Here is a 19,724-nt window from a genome sequence, read left to right as displayed (position 1 = left end):
GCGACGGGCTTTGCCGGATTCGGAAGATTCCGGGCGTTTGCTGCGGTGCAGCGACAGGATTTTACTTGCCGTAACGGCAGGCTTGCGCCACCACAAGCATATGCCAGAGCCGAAGTCCCCAGCTGACGCCGCGCAAACCCCATCGCGCGAGGATAGAGCCGAGATTGTTGATCGGCTCTACGAGGTTGCGCTTGATCCGATCCGGCTGGAAGACCTTGTCGACGTTTGGGAGGGCCGGATTGGGCCGCTGCGCGCGGGGCCAGAGCATGACCCGGTGCAGTTGGATGATCCCGAGATCGAGGCACATATCGCGCGGGCTTCGGTGTTTCTGGACAGGTTCGAGGCCACGCGCGAAGATGGCAGCTATCGCTCGGTGCTAGAGGATATTCCGCGCTCGGCGGCTTTCCTCAGCGATGGCGGGGCACTGCTGGCCGGGCACAACCGGCCTGCGACGGTGGCGTTTGGGCTGAAGGACGGCGCGCGCCTCAGTGATCTGCCGTTCGAGGTGGAAGATATTGCGCTGCTGCGCGGGGTGATCGCCAAGGTGGCGGCGGGCAAGGCGGAAAAGGTCGTCACGCTGCGGATGCGGTCGATGAAGACCGGCAGCCCGGTGATCGTGCGGGTGGGGCCGGTGGAAAGCCCCGGCCCCAAACCGCTGGCGCTGGTGATGTCGACCGAACTGGTCTGGCCCGAGGGTTTTGAAGAAACCGTGCAAGAGGCGTTTGGCCTGACATCCGCCGAGGTCGAGATCGTGCGCGGCATCACCCTTGGCCTGCCGGTCAAGGATATTGCCGAGGCGCGCGGGCGCTCTGCCGAAACGGTGCGCACGCAGGTCCGCTCGATCCTGGCCAAGACCGAAACCCACAGCCAATCGGAACTGGTGCGGGTGGTGCTGGGGCTGATGGACGTTGCGGTGCTGCCTTCGGAGGGGGCCGTTGCCGTGGCTAAGGCGGGCACGCTTGAGGCGCTGTCGTTTCAACAGATGCAGGCCCCGGACGGGCGGCGGTTGGAATGGATCGAGTTTGGCCAGCCCTCGGGCGCGCCTTGCGTGTTCATGCATCTGGATTACGGGCTGATCCGTTGGCCAGCGAGTGCCGAACGTGCCGCGCGCAGGCGCGGGATGCGGGTGATCGTGCCGGTGCGGGCCGGTTACGGGCGCACCGAGTTGCACCGCAAGGGCGTGGGCCATCTGGAAGGTGTCACGGCCGATTACATCGCGGTGTTGGAGCATCTGGGCGTGCGGCGCGCGGCGGTGATCGCGCTGGGGGCCGATCTGCGCTTTGCGATGAGCCTCAGCCTGGAGCGGCCCGAGATGGTCACGGGTATCCTTGGCTGTTCGTGCCAGTTGCCGCTGCGCACCTCGGCCCAGTATGAGCGGATGGACAAATGGCAGCGCTTCATCCTCGCCAATGCCCGTTATGCGCCGAAAATCCTGCCGTTTCTGGTCAAGGCCGGGTTCTCGCTGGCGCGGCGCTTGGGCAAGGAAAAGTTCTTCGCCCAAGTCAACGGTGGCTCTCCTGCGGATATGGAGGCTTTTGCCGACCCCGAAATCCGCGAAGCGATGTTGGCGGGCTCTGAGGTGTGCATGGGCGAGCGGGTGCTGGCCGCCGAGGCATTTACCCGCGAATGTATCGGATCGGAAAAGGATTGGTCGCATCTGGTCAAGCGGGTGCAGGTGCCGGTGGTGTTGTTGCAGGGCGATCAAGACCCGCAGACCCCGGTGCAGACCATCCGCGAGTTGATGGCGGAATACACCCATCTGGATATCCGCTTTCTGCCCAACACCGGGCAGTTGCTGTTTTTCAAGGAATGGCCGCAGGTGTTCGAGGTTTTGGAAAGATTCTTGCCGCGACGTTAAGATTCCGCAGCGGTCTACCGCAATTTGGGTATGCGGGCAGGGGCGGGGCAAGGGTATGGATAGGCATATTCAAGACGACCTTAGCTGCAACCTTTGACACAAGTGATTTTTCCCCAAGAAAGGGCGGCGGCATCTGGGGTGCCGCCGCCTTTCCTGTTTCTACCACCTGTTTTCGCGCGGGGCGGGTTCTTGCAAGCTGCGCTGTTTTGATGCGGATCAAAGTGACGCAGCCTGTTCTGCGCTATCCTGTCCGGGTGCTGGATGGTGGAGATGTGCATGCGTTTGGAGAATGAACCCGAAGTCACTGAAACTGTGGTCGAAGCCAATGCCGCGGTGGCAACCTTGGCCGCCGACGCGGCACCGCCCCTTGCAGAGGCTGCAGTTGCGCCGCAACCCGAGATGCTGACCGGGCCGCGCAAGTTTCCGGCTGTCGACCCCGATGCGATCCGTGAGGCGTTTGAGACCGGGCGCTACCCCTACGCCCGCGCGATGGGGCGGGTGGCCTACGAGGCAGAAAAGGCGCGGTTGCAGGCCGAATTGCTGAAGGTGCAGATCTGGGCGCAAGAGACCGGGCAGAAATTCGTCATCCTGATGGAAGGCCGTGATGCGGCAGGCAAGGGTGGCACCATCAAACGCTTTATGGAGCATCTTAACCCGCGCTATGCCCGCACCGTGGCACTTTCAAAACCGTCCGAGGCTGAGAAAGGCCAGTGGTTCTTTCAGCGCTATATCCAGCACCTGCCAACCGCCGGGGAGATCGTGTTCTATGATCGCTCGTGGTATAACCGCGCCGGGGTCGAGCGGGTGATGGGGTTCTGCACGCCCTCGGAATATCTGGAATTCATGCGGCAAGCGCCGGAGTTTGAGCGGATGCTGGTGCGATCCGGTATCCGGTTTTACAAATACTGGTTCTCGGTCACGCAGGCCGAGCAATTGGCGCGCTTCAAGGCACGTGAGACTGATCCGCTGAAAATGTGGAAGCTGTCGCCGATCGACAAGGCCAGTCTGGACAAATGGGATGACTATACCGAGGCCAAAGAGGCGATGTTTTTCTACACCGACACAGCCGATGCGCCTTGGGTGATCGTGAAATCCAACGACAAAAAGCGCGCAAGGCTGAATTGCATGCGGCATTTTCTGGCCAGCATCGACTATCCCGGCAAGGACATTGATCTGATCGGCACGCCCGATCCGCTGATCGTGGGCCGTGCGGCGCAAGTGTTGAATGGTGCGGGGCATATTCTTGAAACCGCGCTGCATCCGGCGGTGCGGCGGGCCTGAGGCCGGAAAAGTTTTGCGGCTTTTTTGCGGCCCTACCGCAATTTGGGTATGCGGCAGGGTCGTCGGTTGGCCTATCACCTTAGGCATAGAACGAGACGCTTAGCTGAAACCTTTGACGATCAAGCAATTTTTTCCCCAACCAAGGGCGGTGGCATCTGGGGTGCCATCGCCTTCGGCTTTTCTGGGGGGTTAGCTTTCGCTTGGATAGCGCAGGCCGATCTGGGCGCGCAGGGCGTCCAGCGTTTGCATGATCTGCACGGTTTCATCGGGGGGCAGGATGGCGCTTTCGGTCTGGCCTGCGGCGATCAGGCGTTCCACCTCATCCGCCTGAAACTGCATGCCGCGGCCGATGCGGGCTGGGGCGCAGGTTTCGATCAGGGCATTGTCGTTGTCATAGACGCGAAAGCTGCTGGGTTCATACCAGACCCGATCAATCTCAATCCGGCCCTTGGTGCCGACAATGGCGGCGCGGTTTGGCCCGGCGCTGTCAGAGGATGACAGCGTGGTCGCAATCGCGCCCGAAGCATAGTGGAACACCGTCGCCACCTGTGCATCGGCCCCGGTGGCGCGGAAGGTCGCGGTGGCGTGCAGGTGGTCGGGTTTGCCCAGAATGTCCCAAGTCAGCGAAATCGGATAGATCGCCAGATCCAGCAAAGCCCCGCCGCCCAAGGCCAGATCGTTCAGCCGGTGTTTGGGGTCATCGGACAGGTGCTGGCGATGGTCTGCGGTGATCGAGCGGACCTCGCCAATCGTGCCCGCCGCGATGATCTCGCGCATCCGGCAGATATGCGGCAGAAACCGCGTCCACATCGCTTCCAGCACCAGCAGGCCTTTGCTGCGGGCAAGGGCCACCACCTCGGCCGCTTCGACCGCGTTGATGGTGAATGGCTTTTCGACAAGGATATGCTTGCCTGCTTGCAGTGCCATCATGGCGTTCGCGTGATGCTGCGGGTGCGGGGTGGCGATATACACGATGTCAACATTCGGATCGGCGGCGAGCGCCTCGTAGCTGCCATGGGCGGTGGGGATGTTGAACGCGCTGGCAAAGGCTTGCGCGCGGGCGGAGGTGCGTGAGCCGACCGCAGTCACACTATGCCCGGTGAGTTGCAGGTCTTTCACGAACAATTCGGCGATCCAGCCGGTTGCCAGAATCCCCCAGCGCAGTTTTTCAGCCATCGGTTGTCCCATCCTTTTGCTTTCGTGCCACGCTAAAGCAGCGCCGTGCCGATTGCCAACCACGCCTGATGTGTTCTGACGATGGGCGGGGATCAGATGGGTGGGGATCAGACGGCCTCGGGCGGTGCGATAAAGCGATACCCGACGCCGGGTTCGGTCATGATATAGCGCGGGTTGGCGGCATCATCGCCGAGTTTGGCGCGCAACTGGCGGATGAACACGCGCAGATACTGGCTGTCCTCGACATGCGCCGGTCCCCACAATGCTTGCAGGATCATCGCCTGCGTCACCAACCGCCCAGCGTTGGAGGCAAGCATCCACAGCATGTCAAACTCGCGTTTGGTCAGATGCAAAGCGGTGCCGTTCTGGCTGACAAGGTGCAAGGCGGCGTCGATGCGCAGATCGCCTGCGGTGATCAGTGCGGGGGCCGTGTCACCAGGGCTGCGGTCACGCAGAAGGCTGCGGACACGGGCCAGCAACTCTTTCACGCTGAAGGGTTTGACCACGTAATCCTGCGCGCCTGCATCCAAAGCGGCCACCTTGCCCGCTTCATCCGCGCGCACCGACAAGATCAGCACGGGCACCGCACTCCACCCGCGCAGATCGCGCAGCACCGAAAGGCCGTCGGCATCGGGCAGGCCCAGATCAAGGATCACAAGGGCGGGGGTTTCACGGGCTGCGGTGCGCAGGCCATCGCGGGCGGTGGCGGCCTCGATCACGTCATGGCCATCCGATTCCAGCGCCACGCGCAGAAAGCGGCGGATCGGGGCTTCGTCGTCGATGATCAGGATGCGGGCGGCGGTCATGGTGGCTCAGGGCGTGGGGTGGATTTGCAGCGTGATCACGATACGCGTGCCCGTGCCGTTTGGCCATGTGGCTTCGGCACGGATGCTGCCGCCCATCGCCTCGATCAAGCCCTTGCAGATCGCAAGGCCAAGGCCGGTGCCTGCGCGCTGCCGGTCGCCGCCTTCGACGCGGTAGAACATCTCGAAAATCCGTGCGCGGTCCTCGGCGGGGATGCCGGGGCCACTGTCGGCGATGCTCAGAGTGACAAGGCTGCCGTGGGCTTCGGCGGCAAGCGTGATCTCGGACCCATCGGGCGCATATTTCGCGGCGTTGTCGATGATGTTGAACAGCACCTGTTCTAGCAGCACCGGGTCGGCCTGCACCGGGGGCAGGGCGGGCAGATCGGTGGTCAGCGGATGCGCCCGCAGGATGGCGCGCATCCGGTGGCGGGCAGAACCGATCACCTCGGCCAGATCGACAGGCCCCAGATGCGGGCGCAGCGCCCCGTGGCCAAGCCGCGTCATGTCGAGCAGGTTTTGCACATAACGGTCCAGCCGCTCGCCTTCCTCGCGGATCAGTTCGGCCAGCTCTAACCGGCTGGTGTCGGGCAGGTCGCTGGCCTCGGTCAAACTGCCAGCGGCGCCGATGATGGTGACAAGCGGCGTGCGCAGATCATGGCTGACCGACGACAGCAGCGCCGTGCGCAGCCGTTCAGTCTCGGTCGCAAGCCGGGTGGTGGCAAGGTCTTCGCTCAGCCGCAGCCGTTCCAGCGCCAACACGATCTGATCGCACAGCGCATCCATCAGCCGCTGATCCAGCCGGGTCAGCGCGCCATCATCGGGAAAGGCAATGCCCAACACGCCCAGCCGATGCTCGGTGGTTTTCAGCGGCATGAAATACCACCGCGCCGTGGGCAGGGTATCTGAATCGCGGCCCGCAGGCTGGCCCTTTTCCCAGGCGAATTGCGCGGCGGTCTGGTCACGCACCTCAAGCTGGTCTTCGGGGGGAAAGCCGCCCACCACATGCAGCACCTCGGCCGCATCGGGCATCAGCAGGATGCTTTCGCAGCGCAGGGTGACAGCGACATGGCTTACCACCGCCCAGATCAGATCATCGCGCTGGGCGGCGGCGGCGACCTTGCGGCTGAAATCATATAGCTTGTTGGTGCGGTCGGCGATTTCGGTTTGCACGCGGGCGCGGTGGCGCAGGCGCGCGGCCAGCGTGCCAGTGATCAGCGAGGCGACAAGGAACAAACACAGCGTCAGCACTTCGCTGCGGTCGGTGATGGTGAAGGTGCGGCGGGGATCGACGAAGAAGAAATCATACGAGAAAAACCCCAGAACCGAGGCGATGATCGCAGGCAGGTTGCCCTGCCGCGCCGCCACGATCACCACCGCCGTCATGAAGATCACCGACAGCGAGGCGACGGGAAACAGCCGGTCGGCCAGGGCTGCGGCAAAATTGGCCAGCAGGGTGATGCCCAAAGCCTCGGTCACGCCGCGCAAGGTCGGGCGGGCAAGGCTGAAGCGTGGCGGCTGTGCGGCCAGCCGTTCATCGGGCTGCGAGGCGACGGTGATCTCGAACGACCCCGCGCCGCGCATCAGGTGTTGCACCACGTCTTCTTGCAGCCAGCGGGTCAGGAAGCCGCGCTGCCGGGGGTAGCCGACGATGATGCGGCGCACGTTGCGGGTGCGGGCGTAGGACAGGATGGTTTCGGCGGTATTGCCATCTGCCTCGATGGTGGCCACCTCGGCCCCCAGACGTTCCGCCAACCGCAGCGCGTTGGAAATCCGGTCACGCGGGGCCTCGGCCAGATCTTGCTGGCGGGCCGAGGTGACGTTGACCGCGATCCAGTCGGCGCGGGCGCGGTCGGCGGCGCGTTTGGCGACCCGGATCGCCTCACGCGCGGCGGGGCTGTCGTTCAGACAGACGAGGATGCGTTCCTGCGTGGGCCAGGGGCCTTCGATGGCATTGGCGGCCATATGCTCGCGCAGTTGCGCATCCACCCGGTCGGCGGCGGTGCGCATCGCCAGTTCGCGCAGCGCGGTCAGATTGCCCTTGATGAAGAACGAGGTCAGCGCGCGGGCGGCCTGATCCTGCGGGTAGATTTTCCCGGCCTTCAGGCGTTCAAGCAACTCATCGGGCGGAAGGTCGATCAGTTCGATCTCATCGGCCAGTTCCAGCACCTGATCGGGGACGGTTTCGCGCACGCGCACGCCGGTGATGCGGGCGACGGTTTCGTTCAGGGTTTCAATGTGTTGGATGTTCAGCGTGGTATAGACATTGATGCCCGCCGCCAGCACCTCGGCCACGTCTTGCCAGCGCTTTTCGTGGCGACCACCTTCGGCATTGGTGTGGGCCAACTCATCAATCAGCGCCAGTTCCGGGCGGCGGGCCAGCAGCGCATCCAGATCCATCTCGGTCAGCGCGCGGTTTTTATACAGCACGGGCTTGCGGGGCAGCAGCGGCAGATCGGCCAGCTTGGCCTCGGTTTCGGCACGGCCATGTGTTTCGATCACGGCGGCCAGCACATCGACACCCTTGGCCCATTCGCGGTGGCCGTCGTCCAGCATAGACCATGTCTTGCCCACGCCGGGGGCTGCGCCGATGAAGATCTTCAGCCGCCCACGGCCTTCGCGATTGGCACGCTCCAGCAGGGCGGTGGGCGAGGGGCGGATGCCTTCGTCAGCCATGCGGACCCCCGATCGCGCGCGCTCTGGTCGCAGGGCGCGGGCTGCGGTAACATTGTGCGGCGTAATGGAGGAACGGTCTTGTCTGCATCATCCCCTGACCCCTGCCGTGTCTGGCGTAAACTGGCGCAAATGAACCGGCTTGCCAACCACCGCTTGCACGGCGCCTGCGCGGGGCTTTCCGCTGCGGATTACGCAGCGCCCCGCGCAAGTTTTTTCCCCTCGATCCGTGCGACGTTGAACCATATTCTGCTGGTGGATCGATTTTATATCAACGCCTTGGAAGGCAACGCGTTGGACACCGCAGCACTGGACGAGGCACGCGGATTGCTGACGCTTGCGGCTTTGGTGCAGGCGCAAGCCAACAGTGACGCGCGGTTGCTGGCGCTGGTGGATCGGTTGCAGCCCGAGGATCTGGCCCGCGTTGTCCGCGTCGATCGCGGCACGCGCAGCCAACACGACCGCGCCGACGATCTGCTGTCGCATCTGTTTCAGCACCAGACTCACCACCGCGGCCAAGTGCATGCGATGCTGTCCTCGACCCCCATCGCGCCGCCGCAGTTGGACGAGTTCATCGTCGGCGACGATGCGGGCGCAAGGGCGGCGGACATGGCCGCCCTTGGTTGGAGCGAGGCTGATCTGATGCGCTGAGCGGATCATTTCGGCAGCGGAAAGCTTGCATCCAGCGCGAGGTTGGATTGCAGCACATTCACCACCGGATCGCCATACAGCCCCAGCAGCGGGGCTTGGGTGTGCTGGGCGATCAGCGCCTGCACGGCAGCAGGATCGGCGTTGCGCGCGGTGGCAATGCGCGCGGCTTGGGCGGCGGCATTTTCCGGGCTGATGTCAGGATCAAGGCCCGAAGCCGATGCCGTCACCGCGTCAATCGGGGCATCAACCCCATTCTCGGCCCGATAAGCCGCGCGGCGCTCGGCCACGCTGGCGATCAGCGCGGCATTGGTGGGGCCAAGGTTCGACGCGCCCGAAGGTGTTGCGCCGTAGTCTGACGCCGAGGGGCGCGGGTGCAGATAGCCCGCCCCGGTGAAGGCTTGCGCGATCAGCGCAGAGCCGACAACCGCGCCGTCTTTCTCGACAAAGCTGCCATTTGCCTGTGCGGGAAACAGCGCTTGCGCCGCCCCGGTGATCGCCAAGGGATAGGCGAGGCCGGTCAGCACGGTAAAGCCCAGTGTCAGGGTGATGGCGGGGCGAAGATGGGTCAACATGATGGATTCCTTAGGCCAGATGCAGCGCGACAAGGGCAAGGTCGATGGCCTTGATGCCAAAGAACGGCACGATCAGACCACCCAAGCCATAGATCAGCAGGTTGCGCCGCAGCAGCACGGCGGCGCTTGAGGGGCGGTATTTCACCCCGCGCAGGGCCAGCGGCACCAGCGCAATCAGGATCAGCGCGTTGAAGATCACCGCCGACAGGATCGCCGAATTCGGCGAGGCCAGCCCCATGATGTTCAGCACGCCAAGGCCAGGATAGGCCCCGACAAACAGCGCGGGCAGGATGGCGAAGTATTTCGCCACGTCGTTGGCGATGGAAAACGTGGTCAGTGATCCGCGCGAGATCAACAGCTCTTTGCCGACCATGACGATCTCGATCAGCTTGGTCGGATCGCTATCCAAGTCGATCAGGTTGGCCGCCTCTTTCGCGGCAGGGGTGCCTGCGTTCATCGCCACGCCCACATCGGCCTGCGCCAAAGCAGGCGCGTCGTTGGAACCGTCGCCGCACATCGCGACCAGACGACCCCCCGATTGTTCACGCCGGATCAGGTCCAGCTTCATCTCGGGCGTGGCTTCGGCAAGGAAATCATCCACACCGGCCTCGGCGGCAATCGCAGCAGCGGTCAAGGGATTGTCGCCGGTGATCATCACCGTGCGGATGCCCATGGCGCGCAACTCGGCAAAGCGTTCGCGCACGCCGGGTTTCACCACGTCTTTCAGATGCACCGCACCCAGAATATTCATACCCTTGGCCACCAGCAGCGGCGTGCCGCCTGATCGTGCAATCGCATCAATATCCTGCGCCAGCGCTGCGGCAGGGCTTTGCCCGGTCAGCCGCACCACCGCATCAATCGCCCCCTTGCGCAAGCTGGTGCCATCGGCCAGATCCAACCCCGACAGCCGGGTTTGCGCGGTGAACTCCACCGCCGCCGCATCCGCGGGCAGGGCAAGGTCGCGGCCCAGCAGGCTGCGGGCTTTCTCGACAATCGAGCGGCCCTCGGGCGTCTCGTCGGCAAGCGAGGCCAGATAGGCGGCCTCGGCCAATGCGGCCATATCCACGCCGGGGGCGGGGATCAGCGCATCCGCCATACGGTTGCCGAAGGTGATCGTCCCGGTCTTGTCCAGCAGCAGCGTGTCGACATCGCCTGCGGCTTCCACCGCGCGGCCCGATTTGGCGATGACGTTGAACTTCACCAAACGGTCCATCCCGGCGATGCCGATTGCCGACAAGAGGCCACCGATGGTGGTGGGGATCAGCGTGACAAACAGCGCACCCAACACCACGACAGGGATGCTCAGGCCCGCGAAATTGGCAAAAGCGGGCAGGGTGACAACGACAAACAGGAAGATCAGCGTCAACCCCGCCAGCAGGATGTTCAACGCGATTTCATTCGGGGTCTTTTGCCGCTCGGCGCCTTCGACCATGGCAATCATGCGGTCGAGAAAGCTTTTGCCGGGCTCGGCGGTGATGCGCAGCACCAGCCAATCCGACACGATGGTGGTGCCGCCGGTGACGGACGACCGATCCCCGCCCGCCTCGCGGATCACGGGCGCACTTTCGCCCGTGATGGCACTTTCGTTCACCGATGCCACACCGCGCACGGCCTCGGCATCGGTGGGAATGATGTCGCCCGCCTCGACCAGCACGAACTGGCCCGCGCGCAATTCGTCAATCGGCGTCAGCAGCGCCACATCGAAGGCACTTTGCGGCCCCTCCAGACGTTTGACATAGCCCGAGGTCTTGGTGGCGCGCAGCGTATCGGCGCGCGCCTTGCCACGGCCCTCGGCCAAAGCCTCGGCAAAGTTGGCAAACAGCACGCATAGCCACAGCCAAAGCGAGATATGCAGCGCTTGCCAGCCGCCGGTGGTGCCGCTGGCAATATCGCGCAGCGACAGGATGGTGGTCATCACCGCCACGATGGCAGTGGTGAAGATCACCGGATTGCGGGCAAGGCCGCGCGGGTTCAGCTTGACAAAGGTCTGCCGCAGGGCCTGCGGGGCCAGATCGCGCAAGGACGCGGTTGGGATAGAGTTTGACATGATTTCAAGTCCTTAAAAGCTTTGGCCTACAGCGCGCGCGGTTTCTTCCGCAATCGGCCCCAGGGCCAGCACCGGAAAGAAGGTCAGCGCGCCCAGGATCAGCACGGTCAGGATCAGCAGGGTCACAAACAGCGGCCCATGCGTGGGGAAGGTGCCTGCGGTGGCCTCGGCGCGGGTCTTACGGCTGAGCGAGCCTGCAATCGCCAGCAGCGGCACGATCATCGCATAGCGCCCCAAGATCATCACCAGACCAATCGCCGTGGTGTGCCAGGGCAGGGCGGCCCCAAAGCCACCGAACGCCGAGCCGTTGTTGCCGGTGGCGCTGGAATAGGCATAGAGCACTTCGCTAAAGCCATGCGGGCCGGGATCTTGGATCGCGGCCACGGCGCTGGGCATCGTCACCGCCAGCGCGCCCACCACCAGAATCCCCACCGGCATCGACAGGAACGCCACGACGGCCAGCGTCACCTCGCGCGCTTCGATCTTGCGGCCAAGGTATTCGGGCGTGCGGCCCACCATCAGCCCGGCCAGAAACACCGCGATGATGCAATAGAGCAGCATGCCATAAAGGCCAGATCCCACGCCGCCAAAGATCACCTCGCCAATCTGCATGAACACCATCAGCACCATGCCCGACAGCGGCATGAAGCTGTCATGCATCGCGTTGACCGACCCATTAGATGCGGCGGTGGTCGAGGCCGCCCACAGCGACGACAGCATCGCGCCAAACCGGGCTTCCTTGCCTTCCATATTCGCGCCCAGCCCAAGGCTCGGGTTGCCTGCGGCCTCGTAGAAATGCACCACCGCAAGCCCTGCCAGCAGCAGAATGCCCATGGTCGCAAAGATCGCCCAGCCTTGGCGACGGTCACGCGCCATCGCGCCGAACAGAAAGCAGAACGCCACTGGGATCAGCAGGATTGACAGACACTGCGCCAAGTCCGAAGCAACTGTCGGGTTTTCAAACGGATGCGCCGAGTTCACGCCGAAAAAGCCGCCGCCGTTGGTGCCCAGTTGCTTGATGGCGATTTGCGCCGCCGCAGGGCCGCGCGGGATGATCTGCTGCGCGCCCTCAACCCCCGTCGTGTGAACCGCCCCCAGCAGGGTTTGCGGCACACCTTGCTGCGCCAGAAACAGCGCCAGCACGATCGACAGCGGCAGCAAAATCCACAGCGTCGCGCGGGTCATATCGGCCCAGAAGTTGCCAAGCCCGCTGTCCTTCGCGCCGGTAAAGCCACGGATCACCGCGACGCCCACCGCCATGCCGCTCGCGGCCGAGACAAAGTTCTGCACCGTCAGCCCGGCCATCTGGCTCAGGTAGCTTAGTTGCGCCTCGCCGGAATAGGCCTGCCAGTTGGTGTTGGTGACAAAGCTGATCGCGGTGTTGAAGGCAAGGTCAGGCGACATCGCGCCAATGCCATCGGGATTCAGCGGCAGATAGCCTTGCAGGCGCAGCAGCGCGTAGAGCAGCACGAACCCGGCCAAGTTGAACACCAGCACCGCCATCGCGTAAGCGGTCCAGCCCATCTGCCGGTCAGGATCAACGCCTGCACTGCGCAGCACAACGCGGTCGATGGCGGCCAATGCCGGGATGCGGGCCTCAAACACCGCGCGCATCCAGACCGCAAGGCCAAGGCCAAGCGCTGTCAGGGTGGCGAAGTAGAGGGCATAGGAAACAAAAGTCATCGCCGCCCCCTAGAAACGCTGCGGGGCGATCAGCGCCACCGCAAGATAGACGAACAGCCCCACCGCAACGGCAAGGCCAAGGATCAGATCGAACATGATTTCCTCACAGACGGTCGAGAATGCGGATCAAGGCCGCGACGCCGCCAAAGGCCGCGAAGGTCAGCGCAAGATAGACAAGGTCGGACATGGTTTTGCTCCGGTATTTACCGGGTCAAATTGCCCTGTCCCTGCGTGAGGGGGATATGGCGAAGGCAGGTGCTTCGCGTAAAGGCCGCGTAAAGATCGCGGGCAGGGGCGGGCTTAGTCGGTTCTGGTGAACTTGCGCAAAAGCCCCGCGACCGAAGCTAGAATCACGATCATCACCCCATAACCCACCGCCGTGCTGGTCAGCCCCAGATGCGGCAAAAGCATCCCCGCAATCAGGGTGGGCGCGCCGAAGGCGGTGTAGCTGAGCGTCAGGATCGCCGCAAAGAACTCGCCGCGTTCATCGGGCGAACTCAGTGGGATCAGCGTGCGCAACGCGCCATAAAAGCAGGTGCCAAAGCCCATGCCCGCGATACCCAGCGCCACCAGATACAAGGGCAGCGACGGCAAGGCCATGCCGATCAGCGTCAGCGCCGTGCCCATCGCCAAGGCCGCCGTGCCGCCCAAAGTGATCTGGCGCGGGCTGCGGTGGCGGGCCAGATAGCAGGCCAGCGCCCCCATGCCCGACAGCAACGTCACCACAAACGCCTGCATCAAGGTGCTGTGCAGCCCGAAAATCCGCGCCACAATCGGCGCGCCCAGCGACAGATAAAGCCCGCCCGTGGCCCAACCCGCGATGATCGCCGGGGCCGCCCGCCAGAACGCCGCACGGGCGCGTGGCGGCAGGCCCAAGCGGGGGCGCAATGCCTGCAACAGCCCCTCATGCCGGGGCGAGGTTTCGGGCAGGCCCCAGACCGCAATCGCCAGCACCAGACACAACCCGATCAGGCTGCCGAACACATCCAGCTTCGCAGCACTGGTCACGCCCATGACATAACCCGCCGCAAGCGCGCCCAAGGCCAGCCCGATCAGCGGGATCACCGAATTTGCGATGGCGGCACCACCGGGCCGGCTGGGCGGCTCAAGATCGACAATCGTGGCCGACAGGGTGGACAGCAGCAGCGCGCAGGCGATGCCCTGCAGAGCACGCGCGATCAGCAGGCCCTCGACCGTGGTCGCCTGAGCAAAGATCAGCAGCGACAGCGCCAACCCCGCAAACCCCACCGATAGCACCGGACGCCGCCCCAGATGATCGGAACACGACCCCGCCGTCAGCAGCGTCGCCAGCAGAAACACCGTGTAAACCGCGAAAATCCCGGTCAGCGCGGGGTCGGAAAAGCCGATGTCATGTTGCAGCACCGGATAAAACGGCGAAGGGGCCGAGGCACTGGCCATCATCAGCAAAAGCCCCGCCAGCACGATGCCAAAGCCCGCGCGGTGCCGTGCGGTATAGGGGATTTCAAGCGGCATCTGGGACTCGCGTGGTTAAGGTTCGACTATTTTCGAACCGTTTCCTACTATCCCCGCCTGGATGGTTCAACTATATTCGAACCATGAGCCAGGATATTCCCTTTCCCATCGGCGATCTGCCGCATCCCGCCCGCGAAGAGCTCGTGCTGGCGCAGGTGCTGTTTGCACTGAGTGACCCGGCACGGCTGGCGATTGTCGCGCAACTGGTGGCAGGCCCGGTCGATATGGCGCGCTGCCAGTTGCAAGACCCCTCCATCGCCAAATCGACCAAATCGCATCTGATGCGCGTGCTGCGCGAGGCAGGCGTGATCCGGAATGAGCCAAAGGGCCGTGGCCGCAGGTTAAGCCTGCGGCGCGATGATCTGGATCACCGCTTTCCGGGTCTGCTGGATGCAATCCTTGCCAGCGCCCCGCCTGTGGTGGCAGAGCCGATCTAGACCGCGGCTTAGCCCTGATAAAGCCCGGCAAACTGATCGCGCAGCAGGTTCTTTTGCACCTTGCCCATCGTGTTGCGCGGCAACTCGGCCACAAAGATCACCCGTTTGGGCAGCTTGAACCGCGCCAAGCGGCCTTCAATCGCACTGATGATCGCGGCCTCGGTCAGCGCGGGCGCAGCCGTGAGGACGACAATCGCCGTCACCGCCTCGCCAAAATCCTTGTGCGCAATGCCGATCACAGCAGACTCCAGCACGCCGGGGATCTCGTCAATCTCGGCCTCGACCTCTTTGGGATAGACGTTATAGCCGCCGGTGATGATCAGATCCTTGCCGCGCCCGACGATGTGGACATAGCCGTTCTCGTCGATCCGCCCCAAGTCACCCGTGATGAAAAACCCAGTGGAGCGCAACTCGGCTGCGGTTTTCTCGGGCATCCGCCAATAGCCTTTGAACACATTCGCCCCGCGCACTTCGATCATGCCGATCTCACCCTGCGGCAGGGCCGCACCCGTCTCAGGATCAGTCACGATCACCTCCGTCCCCGGCAGCGGCAACCCCACCGTGCCCGCCACCCGCGCGCCGTCATAGGGGTTTGAGGTGTTCATGTTGGTTTCCGTCATGCCGTAGCGTTCCAAGATCGCATGGCCGGTGCGCGCCTGCCAGTCGCGGTGCGTCTCGGCCAAAAGCGGGGCAGAGCCTGACACGAACAGCCGCATATGCGCCGTCGCCTGCGCCGTCAGCCGATCATCCTGCAAAAGCCGCGTGTAGAATGTCGGCACCCCCATCAACACCGTGGCGCGCGGCATCACCCGGAGAATCTGGCCCACATCGAACTTCGGCAGCAGGATCATCGCCGCCCCCGAAAACAGCGTGATGTTGGTGGCAACGAACAGCCCGTGGGTGTGAAAGATCGGCAGCGCATGGATCAGGACATCGCGGGGTGTGTAGTGCCATGCCTCGCGCAGCGCCAAAGCGTTGGACACCAGATTGTCATGGCTCAGCATCGCCCCCTTGGATCGCCCGGTGGTGCCCGAGGTATACAGCAGCGCCGCCAGATCATCGGGCTTTCGCGGGCAGGTGGCGAAGCTGGTGGGTGCAGCGGTTGCGGCATCGCTCAGGCTGCCATTGCCGTTTGCATCCAGCGTGGCCACCCGCGCGCCTGCGGCTTCGGCCAGTGGCGAGATCGCCGCCAGCGCACCCGGATCGCAGACGCACAGCGCGGGTTCTGCATCGCCGATGAAATAGGCCATTTCTGCCGCCGTATAGCCCGTATTCAGCGGCAAGAACACCGCCCCCGCACGCACCGTCGCCAGATACAGGATCACCGCCGCCAGCGATTTCTCCACCTGCACCGCCACCCGGTCGCCGGGTTTCACGCCAAAGCCCTGCAAGGCATTGGCCATCTGCCCCGTCCGCGCCACCAGATCGCCATAGCCAAGGCGCGCGCCGTCTGGGGTTTCAATCGCTGTCGCATCGGGGTCGGTGATCGCGTGTTCCAGAATATCGAACAGATTGGCAGACATCGCAGACTCCGGCTGGGGCATTTGCCCTGTTATCACCGATCTCGCGCCGCCAATCCAGCCAAAGCCTTAGCGATAGCCCGCCGCCTGCAACTCGAACAATTCGGCATAACGCCCCGATTGCGCCAGCAATTCCTCATGCGTGCCCGCGGCCTCAACCCGGCCATCGGCCAGCACCAGAATCCGGTCCGCCATCCGCACCGAACTGAACCTGTGCGAGATCAGCACGGCGGTTTTGCCCGCACTGAGTTCCTTGAACCGCTGAAACACCTCGAATTCCGAGCGTGCATCCAAGGCCGCCGTGGGTTCATCCAGAATAAGCACCTCGGCCCCGCGCATATAGGCGCGCGCGATGGCCAGCTTTTGCCACTCGCCCCCCGACAATTCGACCCCATTGCGAAAACGCTTGCCGATCATCTGATCATAGCCTTCCGGCAGCCGTTCGATCACCTGATCGGCCAGACTGCGGCGGGCGGCGTCGATGATGCGCGGGCGGTTGTCGCGTTCGGCGATACGGCCCACCGCGATATTGTCGGCGGCAGACAGGTTATAGCGCATGAAATCCTGAAAGATCACGCCCATTGCGCCGCGCAAACCGTCCAGATCATAGTTTCGCAGGTCTTGCCCATCCAGCAGGATGCGCCCCTCATCCGGGTCGTAAAGCCGCGCCAGCAGCTTGACCAGGGTGGTTTTTCCCGCACCGTTTTCGCCCACCAGCGCCAAGGTCTCGCCCGCGTACAGCGTGAAATTCAGCCCGCGCACCGCCCAACGCTCGGCCCCCGGATAGCGAAAGCCGACGTTTTCAAACACAAACCCCTGACGGATCGGCGCAGGCATCGGCAGCGCATCGGGCGGCGACAGGATTTCCGGCTGCACCTCAAAAAAGCTGAACAGATCGTCCAGATACAACGCCTGCGCCGCGGTGGAGGAGAACGAGGTCAGCAAGCCCTCCAGCAGCCCGCGCAGCCGCAGGAAAGACCCTGACAGAAACGTCAGGTCGCCCAGACTTAACTGCCCCGCCAGCGTGCCCGCGATGATCCAAGCATAGGCCGCGTAATAGCCCAGCGTGCCCAGCGCCGTCAGCACGCCGCCCCAGATCGCCCGCGCCTGTGCGATCTTGCGGCTGGCGGTGTAAAAGCTTTCCGACAGGTCGCGGTAGCGCTCGGTCAGAAAACCGTTCAGTCCAAAGATCTTGACCTCTTTCGCAGATTCCACGCTGGCGGCGGTCTGGCGGACATAATCCAACTCGCGCCGCTCGGGCGTGCGGCCAAAGTCCAGCGCATAGGTCTGGGCGTTGAAATGCGCCTCACCGATGAAAGCCGGGATCAGCGCAAGCGCCAGCAGCAGGATCAGCCAGGGATTGAAGATCACCAACCCCGCAGCAAAGGTGGCGACGGTGACAAGGTTCTGCATCTGGGTGAACAACAGGCCCATCAGCGTCATCCGGCCACTGGCCTGACGGCGCGCACGCTCCAGCTTGTCCTGAAAACCGGCGTCCTCGAAATCTTCCAGATCCAGCGTCGCCGCATGTTCCATCAGCCGGATCGAGGACGACATTGTCAGGCGGTCCGACAGCAGGCTATCGACCAGCCCCACCACCCGGCCCAGCACATCCGACAGGATCGCCAGCGCAAATTCGGCCAGAACATAAGCCGTCAGCGCGCCCAAGGCATGGCTGTTCCACCAGCCCGAAAGGTCGGTGGGGTGGCCGGGCAGGGCAGACAGCCGCACCACCTCGTCGATGATCAGCTTGCCGATCCACAAGGCCGCCACCGGCAGCACCGCGCGCACCAGCCGCAGCAGCATCGAAATCAGCATCAGCGCAGGGCTGGCCTGCCAGACCAACGCCAGAAACGGGCCGATGTTGCGCAGCGCGGCGAACCGCGCGCGGATAGAGGCCGGGGCAGGGGGCAATCTTGCGGAACTCACCGATATGGGTCTCCTTCGCGCCCCGTGGGCATTTTGGCAGAACCGCAGGGCGGGGAAAAGCGCGAAGCGCGGCGAGTGTTGGCTCTGCATTCACCCTGAACAATCTGGCGAAGGCCATCGCCTTCGCCATGCGGCGCAGATACCGCTGAGACCGCCGGGCCCCAAAGGCCCGGCCAGCGCCCGACCCGCCGCTGGCGGGCGCTTCTCGCCCGCCGGGTCGGGCACTGGCTTCAGGGGTTTCTTGCTGAGCCGACTACAGGGTGAGGCCGCGCACGCGGGCGGGGAAACGCGATGCGTTTCCTGTTTCCGCCCGAACTTGGATGCTCCCAAACGCGTGCAAGTCGCACAGCCTAGCCCGCGTGATGCGCGCCCTTGTGCCCCAGTCCTGCCAGCGCCAGCATCACCGCCAGCACGCCCGCAGCCAGCCACAAGCCGTTCAGATGCAGCGTCAGGCACAGGCCAGCCCAGACCACCAGCGCCAGCACAGCCCCCAGATAGGCCAGCGGCAGTTTCTGCGCCATCACCCGGTGAAACAGCGCCGAGCCTGCCAGAAAGATCGCAGGCCCCGCCGCCGCGATCAGCGCCACCGGGGTATGAACCGCTTCAAGCGGATGCGCCACGATCATCTCGATCGCCACCGCCACCACAATCGCCCCACACACCATCACGCCATGCGCATAAGCCAACCCCGCTCGCGCCATCCGGGTATGATCGGCAGAATGGGCAAAGCCATGCTCACCGGCCTCGGACAGATGCACGAAGTAAATCCACCACAGGCTGAGGATCAGCAAAAACCCCAAGCCCGCCGCCGCCATCACATCGGCATGCAGCGGATGTTCCACCAGCAAACCGCCCAGCAACAGCACCGATTCCCCCAGCGCGATGATGAACACCTGCTGATTGCGCTCCAGCAAATGCAAGCCCCGCAGCGGCCAGCTTTGCATCGGCGTCGCACCCAGGTTCGGCAGCCAAAAGCCCAGATAGGGTGCCGCGTAATCCAGCAGCACCGCCACGATCCACAGCCAGACCCGCTGTTCGGGCAGCAAAGCCCCCGCAATCCAGAACGCCCCGGAAATCGCGCTCCATGCGCAAAGCTGGGCATAGTTCTGCCCCATCCTTTGCCCGCGGAACACCAGCGCCATATAGCCCGCGCGGATCAGCGCCATCGCCACATAAGCCCCCACGAACAGCCCCGCCCGACTGCCATAAGCCTCGGGCATCGCCACCGCCATCAGCAGCGCACAGCCCATCAGCACCGCCATCAGCATCCGCCCGCTGGCATGATCAGGGTTCAGCCAGTTCGTCGCCCAAGCCGTGTAATTCCACGCCCACCAGACGGCGGCGAACAAAGTCACCGCCTCCAGCGCGCCCAGCCAGCTTTCATGCGCCAGCAGGAAATGCGAAAGCTGGATGATCGAGAACACATAAACCAGATCGAAAAACAGCTCCATATTGGTCACGCGCGGGCTGTCGGCGGGGCCAAGCTGGCGCAGGGCGGTGGTGGGGATCAGACGGTCAAGGGTCGAGAGCACGGGGATAACCTTTGAAAAAATTGACACGATAGAAGATGTATCCAGAATATTGCATTGCGATGCAACCA

16 protein-coding genes are annotated in these 19,724 nt (G+C 63.9%); 5 read left to right on the top strand and 11 right to left on the bottom strand.

Annotated elements, in window-relative coordinates:
• Window positions 1-100 precede the first annotated feature (100 nt).
• The 3 genes from ACFOGH_RS09180 to ppk2 are packed head-to-tail and all read left to right on the top strand — an operon-like array spanning window position 101 to window position 3,139.
• Window positions 101-1,858 (top strand): LuxR C-terminal-related transcriptional regulator, encoded by a 1,758-nt coding sequence (locus tag ACFOGH_RS09180; RefSeq protein WP_380072767.1) that lies wholly within the window; start codon window positions 101-103, stop codon window positions 1,856-1,858.
• A complete protein-coding gene (locus ACFOGH_RS09175; protein ID WP_380072766.1) occupies window positions 1,810-2,151 on the top strand; it encodes a hypothetical protein in 342 nt (113 codons plus the stop codon). The genes ACFOGH_RS09180 and ACFOGH_RS09175 overlap by 49 nt, the downstream gene beginning before the upstream one ends.
• Window positions 2,135-3,139, top strand: coding sequence for a polyphosphate kinase 2 (gene ppk2 / locus ACFOGH_RS09170; RefSeq protein WP_380072765.1), 1,005 nt, complete (start codon window positions 2,135-2,137; stop codon window positions 3,137-3,139). The genes ACFOGH_RS09175 and ppk2 overlap by 17 nt, the downstream gene beginning before the upstream one ends.
• Window positions 3,140-3,328: 189 nt before the next feature.
• Here ppk2 and ACFOGH_RS09165 read toward each other — a convergent pair whose 3' ends face one another.
• The 3 genes from ACFOGH_RS09165 to ACFOGH_RS09155 all read right to left on the bottom strand — a co-directional run bounded on the left by ACFOGH_RS09165 (window position 3,329) and on the right by ACFOGH_RS09155 (window position 7,794).
• Complete coding sequence (locus ACFOGH_RS09165) at window positions 3,329-4,315, bottom strand: Gfo/Idh/MocA family protein (protein WP_380072764.1); 987 nt, start codon at window positions 4,313-4,315, stop codon at window positions 3,329-3,331.
• Between the two features lie 107 nt (window positions 4,316-4,422).
• Entirely contained in the window at window positions 4,423-5,121 is a 699-nt protein-coding gene (locus ACFOGH_RS09160) for a response regulator (protein ID WP_380072763.1), read from the bottom strand.
• Between the two features lie 6 nt (window positions 5,122-5,127).
• Window positions 5,128-7,794 carry an ATP-binding protein gene (locus ACFOGH_RS09155; RefSeq protein ID WP_380072762.1) on the bottom strand — a complete coding sequence of 889 codons (2,667 nt, stop codon included), beginning with the start codon at window positions 7,792-7,794 and terminating at the stop codon, window positions 5,128-5,130.
• Window positions 7,795-7,872: 78 nt separating this feature from the next.
• Between ACFOGH_RS09155 and ACFOGH_RS09150 the strand changes: the two genes are divergently transcribed.
• On the top strand, window positions 7,873-8,442 hold the full coding sequence (locus tag ACFOGH_RS09150) for a DinB family protein (protein ID WP_380072761.1): 570 nt from the start codon (window positions 7,873-7,875) through the stop codon (window positions 8,440-8,442).
• A gap of 5 nt (window positions 8,443-8,447) precedes the next feature.
• Here the strand turns inward: ACFOGH_RS09150 and kdpC are convergent, their stop codons facing one another.
• From kdpC to ACFOGH_RS09125, 5 genes are all read right to left on the bottom strand, one after another.
• Window positions 8,448-9,014, bottom strand: a complete 567-nt coding sequence (gene kdpC / locus ACFOGH_RS09145; protein WP_380072760.1) for a K(+)-transporting ATPase subunit C — start codon at window positions 9,012-9,014, stop codon at window positions 8,448-8,450.
• Window positions 9,015-9,024: 10 nt separating this feature from the next.
• Window positions 9,025-11,061 (bottom strand): potassium-transporting ATPase subunit KdpB, encoded by a 2,037-nt coding sequence (gene kdpB, locus ACFOGH_RS09140; RefSeq protein WP_380072759.1) that lies wholly within the window; start codon window positions 11,059-11,061, stop codon window positions 9,025-9,027.
• Between the two features lie 12 nt (window positions 11,062-11,073).
• Window positions 11,074-12,744, bottom strand: a complete 1,671-nt coding sequence (gene kdpA, locus ACFOGH_RS09135; RefSeq protein WP_380072758.1) for a potassium-transporting ATPase subunit KdpA — start codon at window positions 12,742-12,744, stop codon at window positions 11,074-11,076.
• A gap of 9 nt (window positions 12,745-12,753) precedes the next feature.
• Complete coding sequence (kdpF, locus tag ACFOGH_RS09130; RefSeq protein ID WP_380073987.1) at window positions 12,754-12,840, bottom strand: K(+)-transporting ATPase subunit F; 87 nt, start codon at window positions 12,838-12,840, stop codon at window positions 12,754-12,756.
• Between the two features lie 204 nt (window positions 12,841-13,044).
• Window positions 13,045-14,238 carry an MFS transporter gene (locus tag ACFOGH_RS09125; RefSeq protein WP_380072757.1) on the bottom strand — a complete coding sequence of 398 codons (1,194 nt, stop codon included), beginning with the start codon at window positions 14,236-14,238 and terminating at the stop codon, window positions 13,045-13,047.
• Between the two features lie 83 nt (window positions 14,239-14,321).
• Here ACFOGH_RS09125 and ACFOGH_RS09120 point away from each other — a divergent pair, with 83 nt between their 5' ends.
• Window positions 14,322-14,675: an ArsR/SmtB family transcription factor gene (locus tag ACFOGH_RS09120; protein ID WP_380072756.1), complete on the top strand. Its 354-nt coding sequence runs from the start codon at window positions 14,322-14,324 to the stop codon at window positions 14,673-14,675.
• A gap of 8 nt (window positions 14,676-14,683) precedes the next feature.
• Here ACFOGH_RS09120 and ACFOGH_RS09115 read toward each other — a convergent pair whose 3' ends face one another.
• The 3 genes from ACFOGH_RS09115 to ACFOGH_RS09105 form a co-directional block, all read right to left on the bottom strand.
• The gene (locus tag ACFOGH_RS09115) at window positions 14,684-16,198 is read right to left on the bottom strand and encodes a malonate--CoA ligase (protein WP_380072755.1); all 1,515 of its coding nucleotides are present in this window, start codon (window positions 16,196-16,198) and stop codon (window positions 14,684-14,686) included.
• A gap of 66 nt (window positions 16,199-16,264) precedes the next feature.
• Window positions 16,265-18,124 carry an ABC transporter ATP-binding protein gene (locus ACFOGH_RS09110; protein WP_380072754.1) on the bottom strand — a complete coding sequence of 620 codons (1,860 nt, stop codon included), beginning with the start codon at window positions 18,122-18,124 and terminating at the stop codon, window positions 16,265-16,267.
• Between the two features lie 350 nt (window positions 18,125-18,474).
• Window positions 18,475-19,656 carry a low temperature requirement protein A gene (locus tag ACFOGH_RS09105; protein WP_380072753.1) on the bottom strand — a complete coding sequence of 394 codons (1,182 nt, stop codon included), beginning with the start codon at window positions 19,654-19,656 and terminating at the stop codon, window positions 18,475-18,477.
• Window positions 19,657-19,724 lie beyond the last annotated feature (68 nt).

Origin of the sequence: Cypionkella sinensis (assembly GCF_042646385.1) — a bacterium.
Taxonomy (GTDB): Bacteria; Pseudomonadota; Alphaproteobacteria; order Rhodobacterales; family Rhodobacteraceae; genus Cypionkella; species Cypionkella sinensis.
The sequence above is the reverse complement of the archived record's forward strand: the minus strand, read 5'-3'. Positions and strand labels throughout refer to the sequence as shown.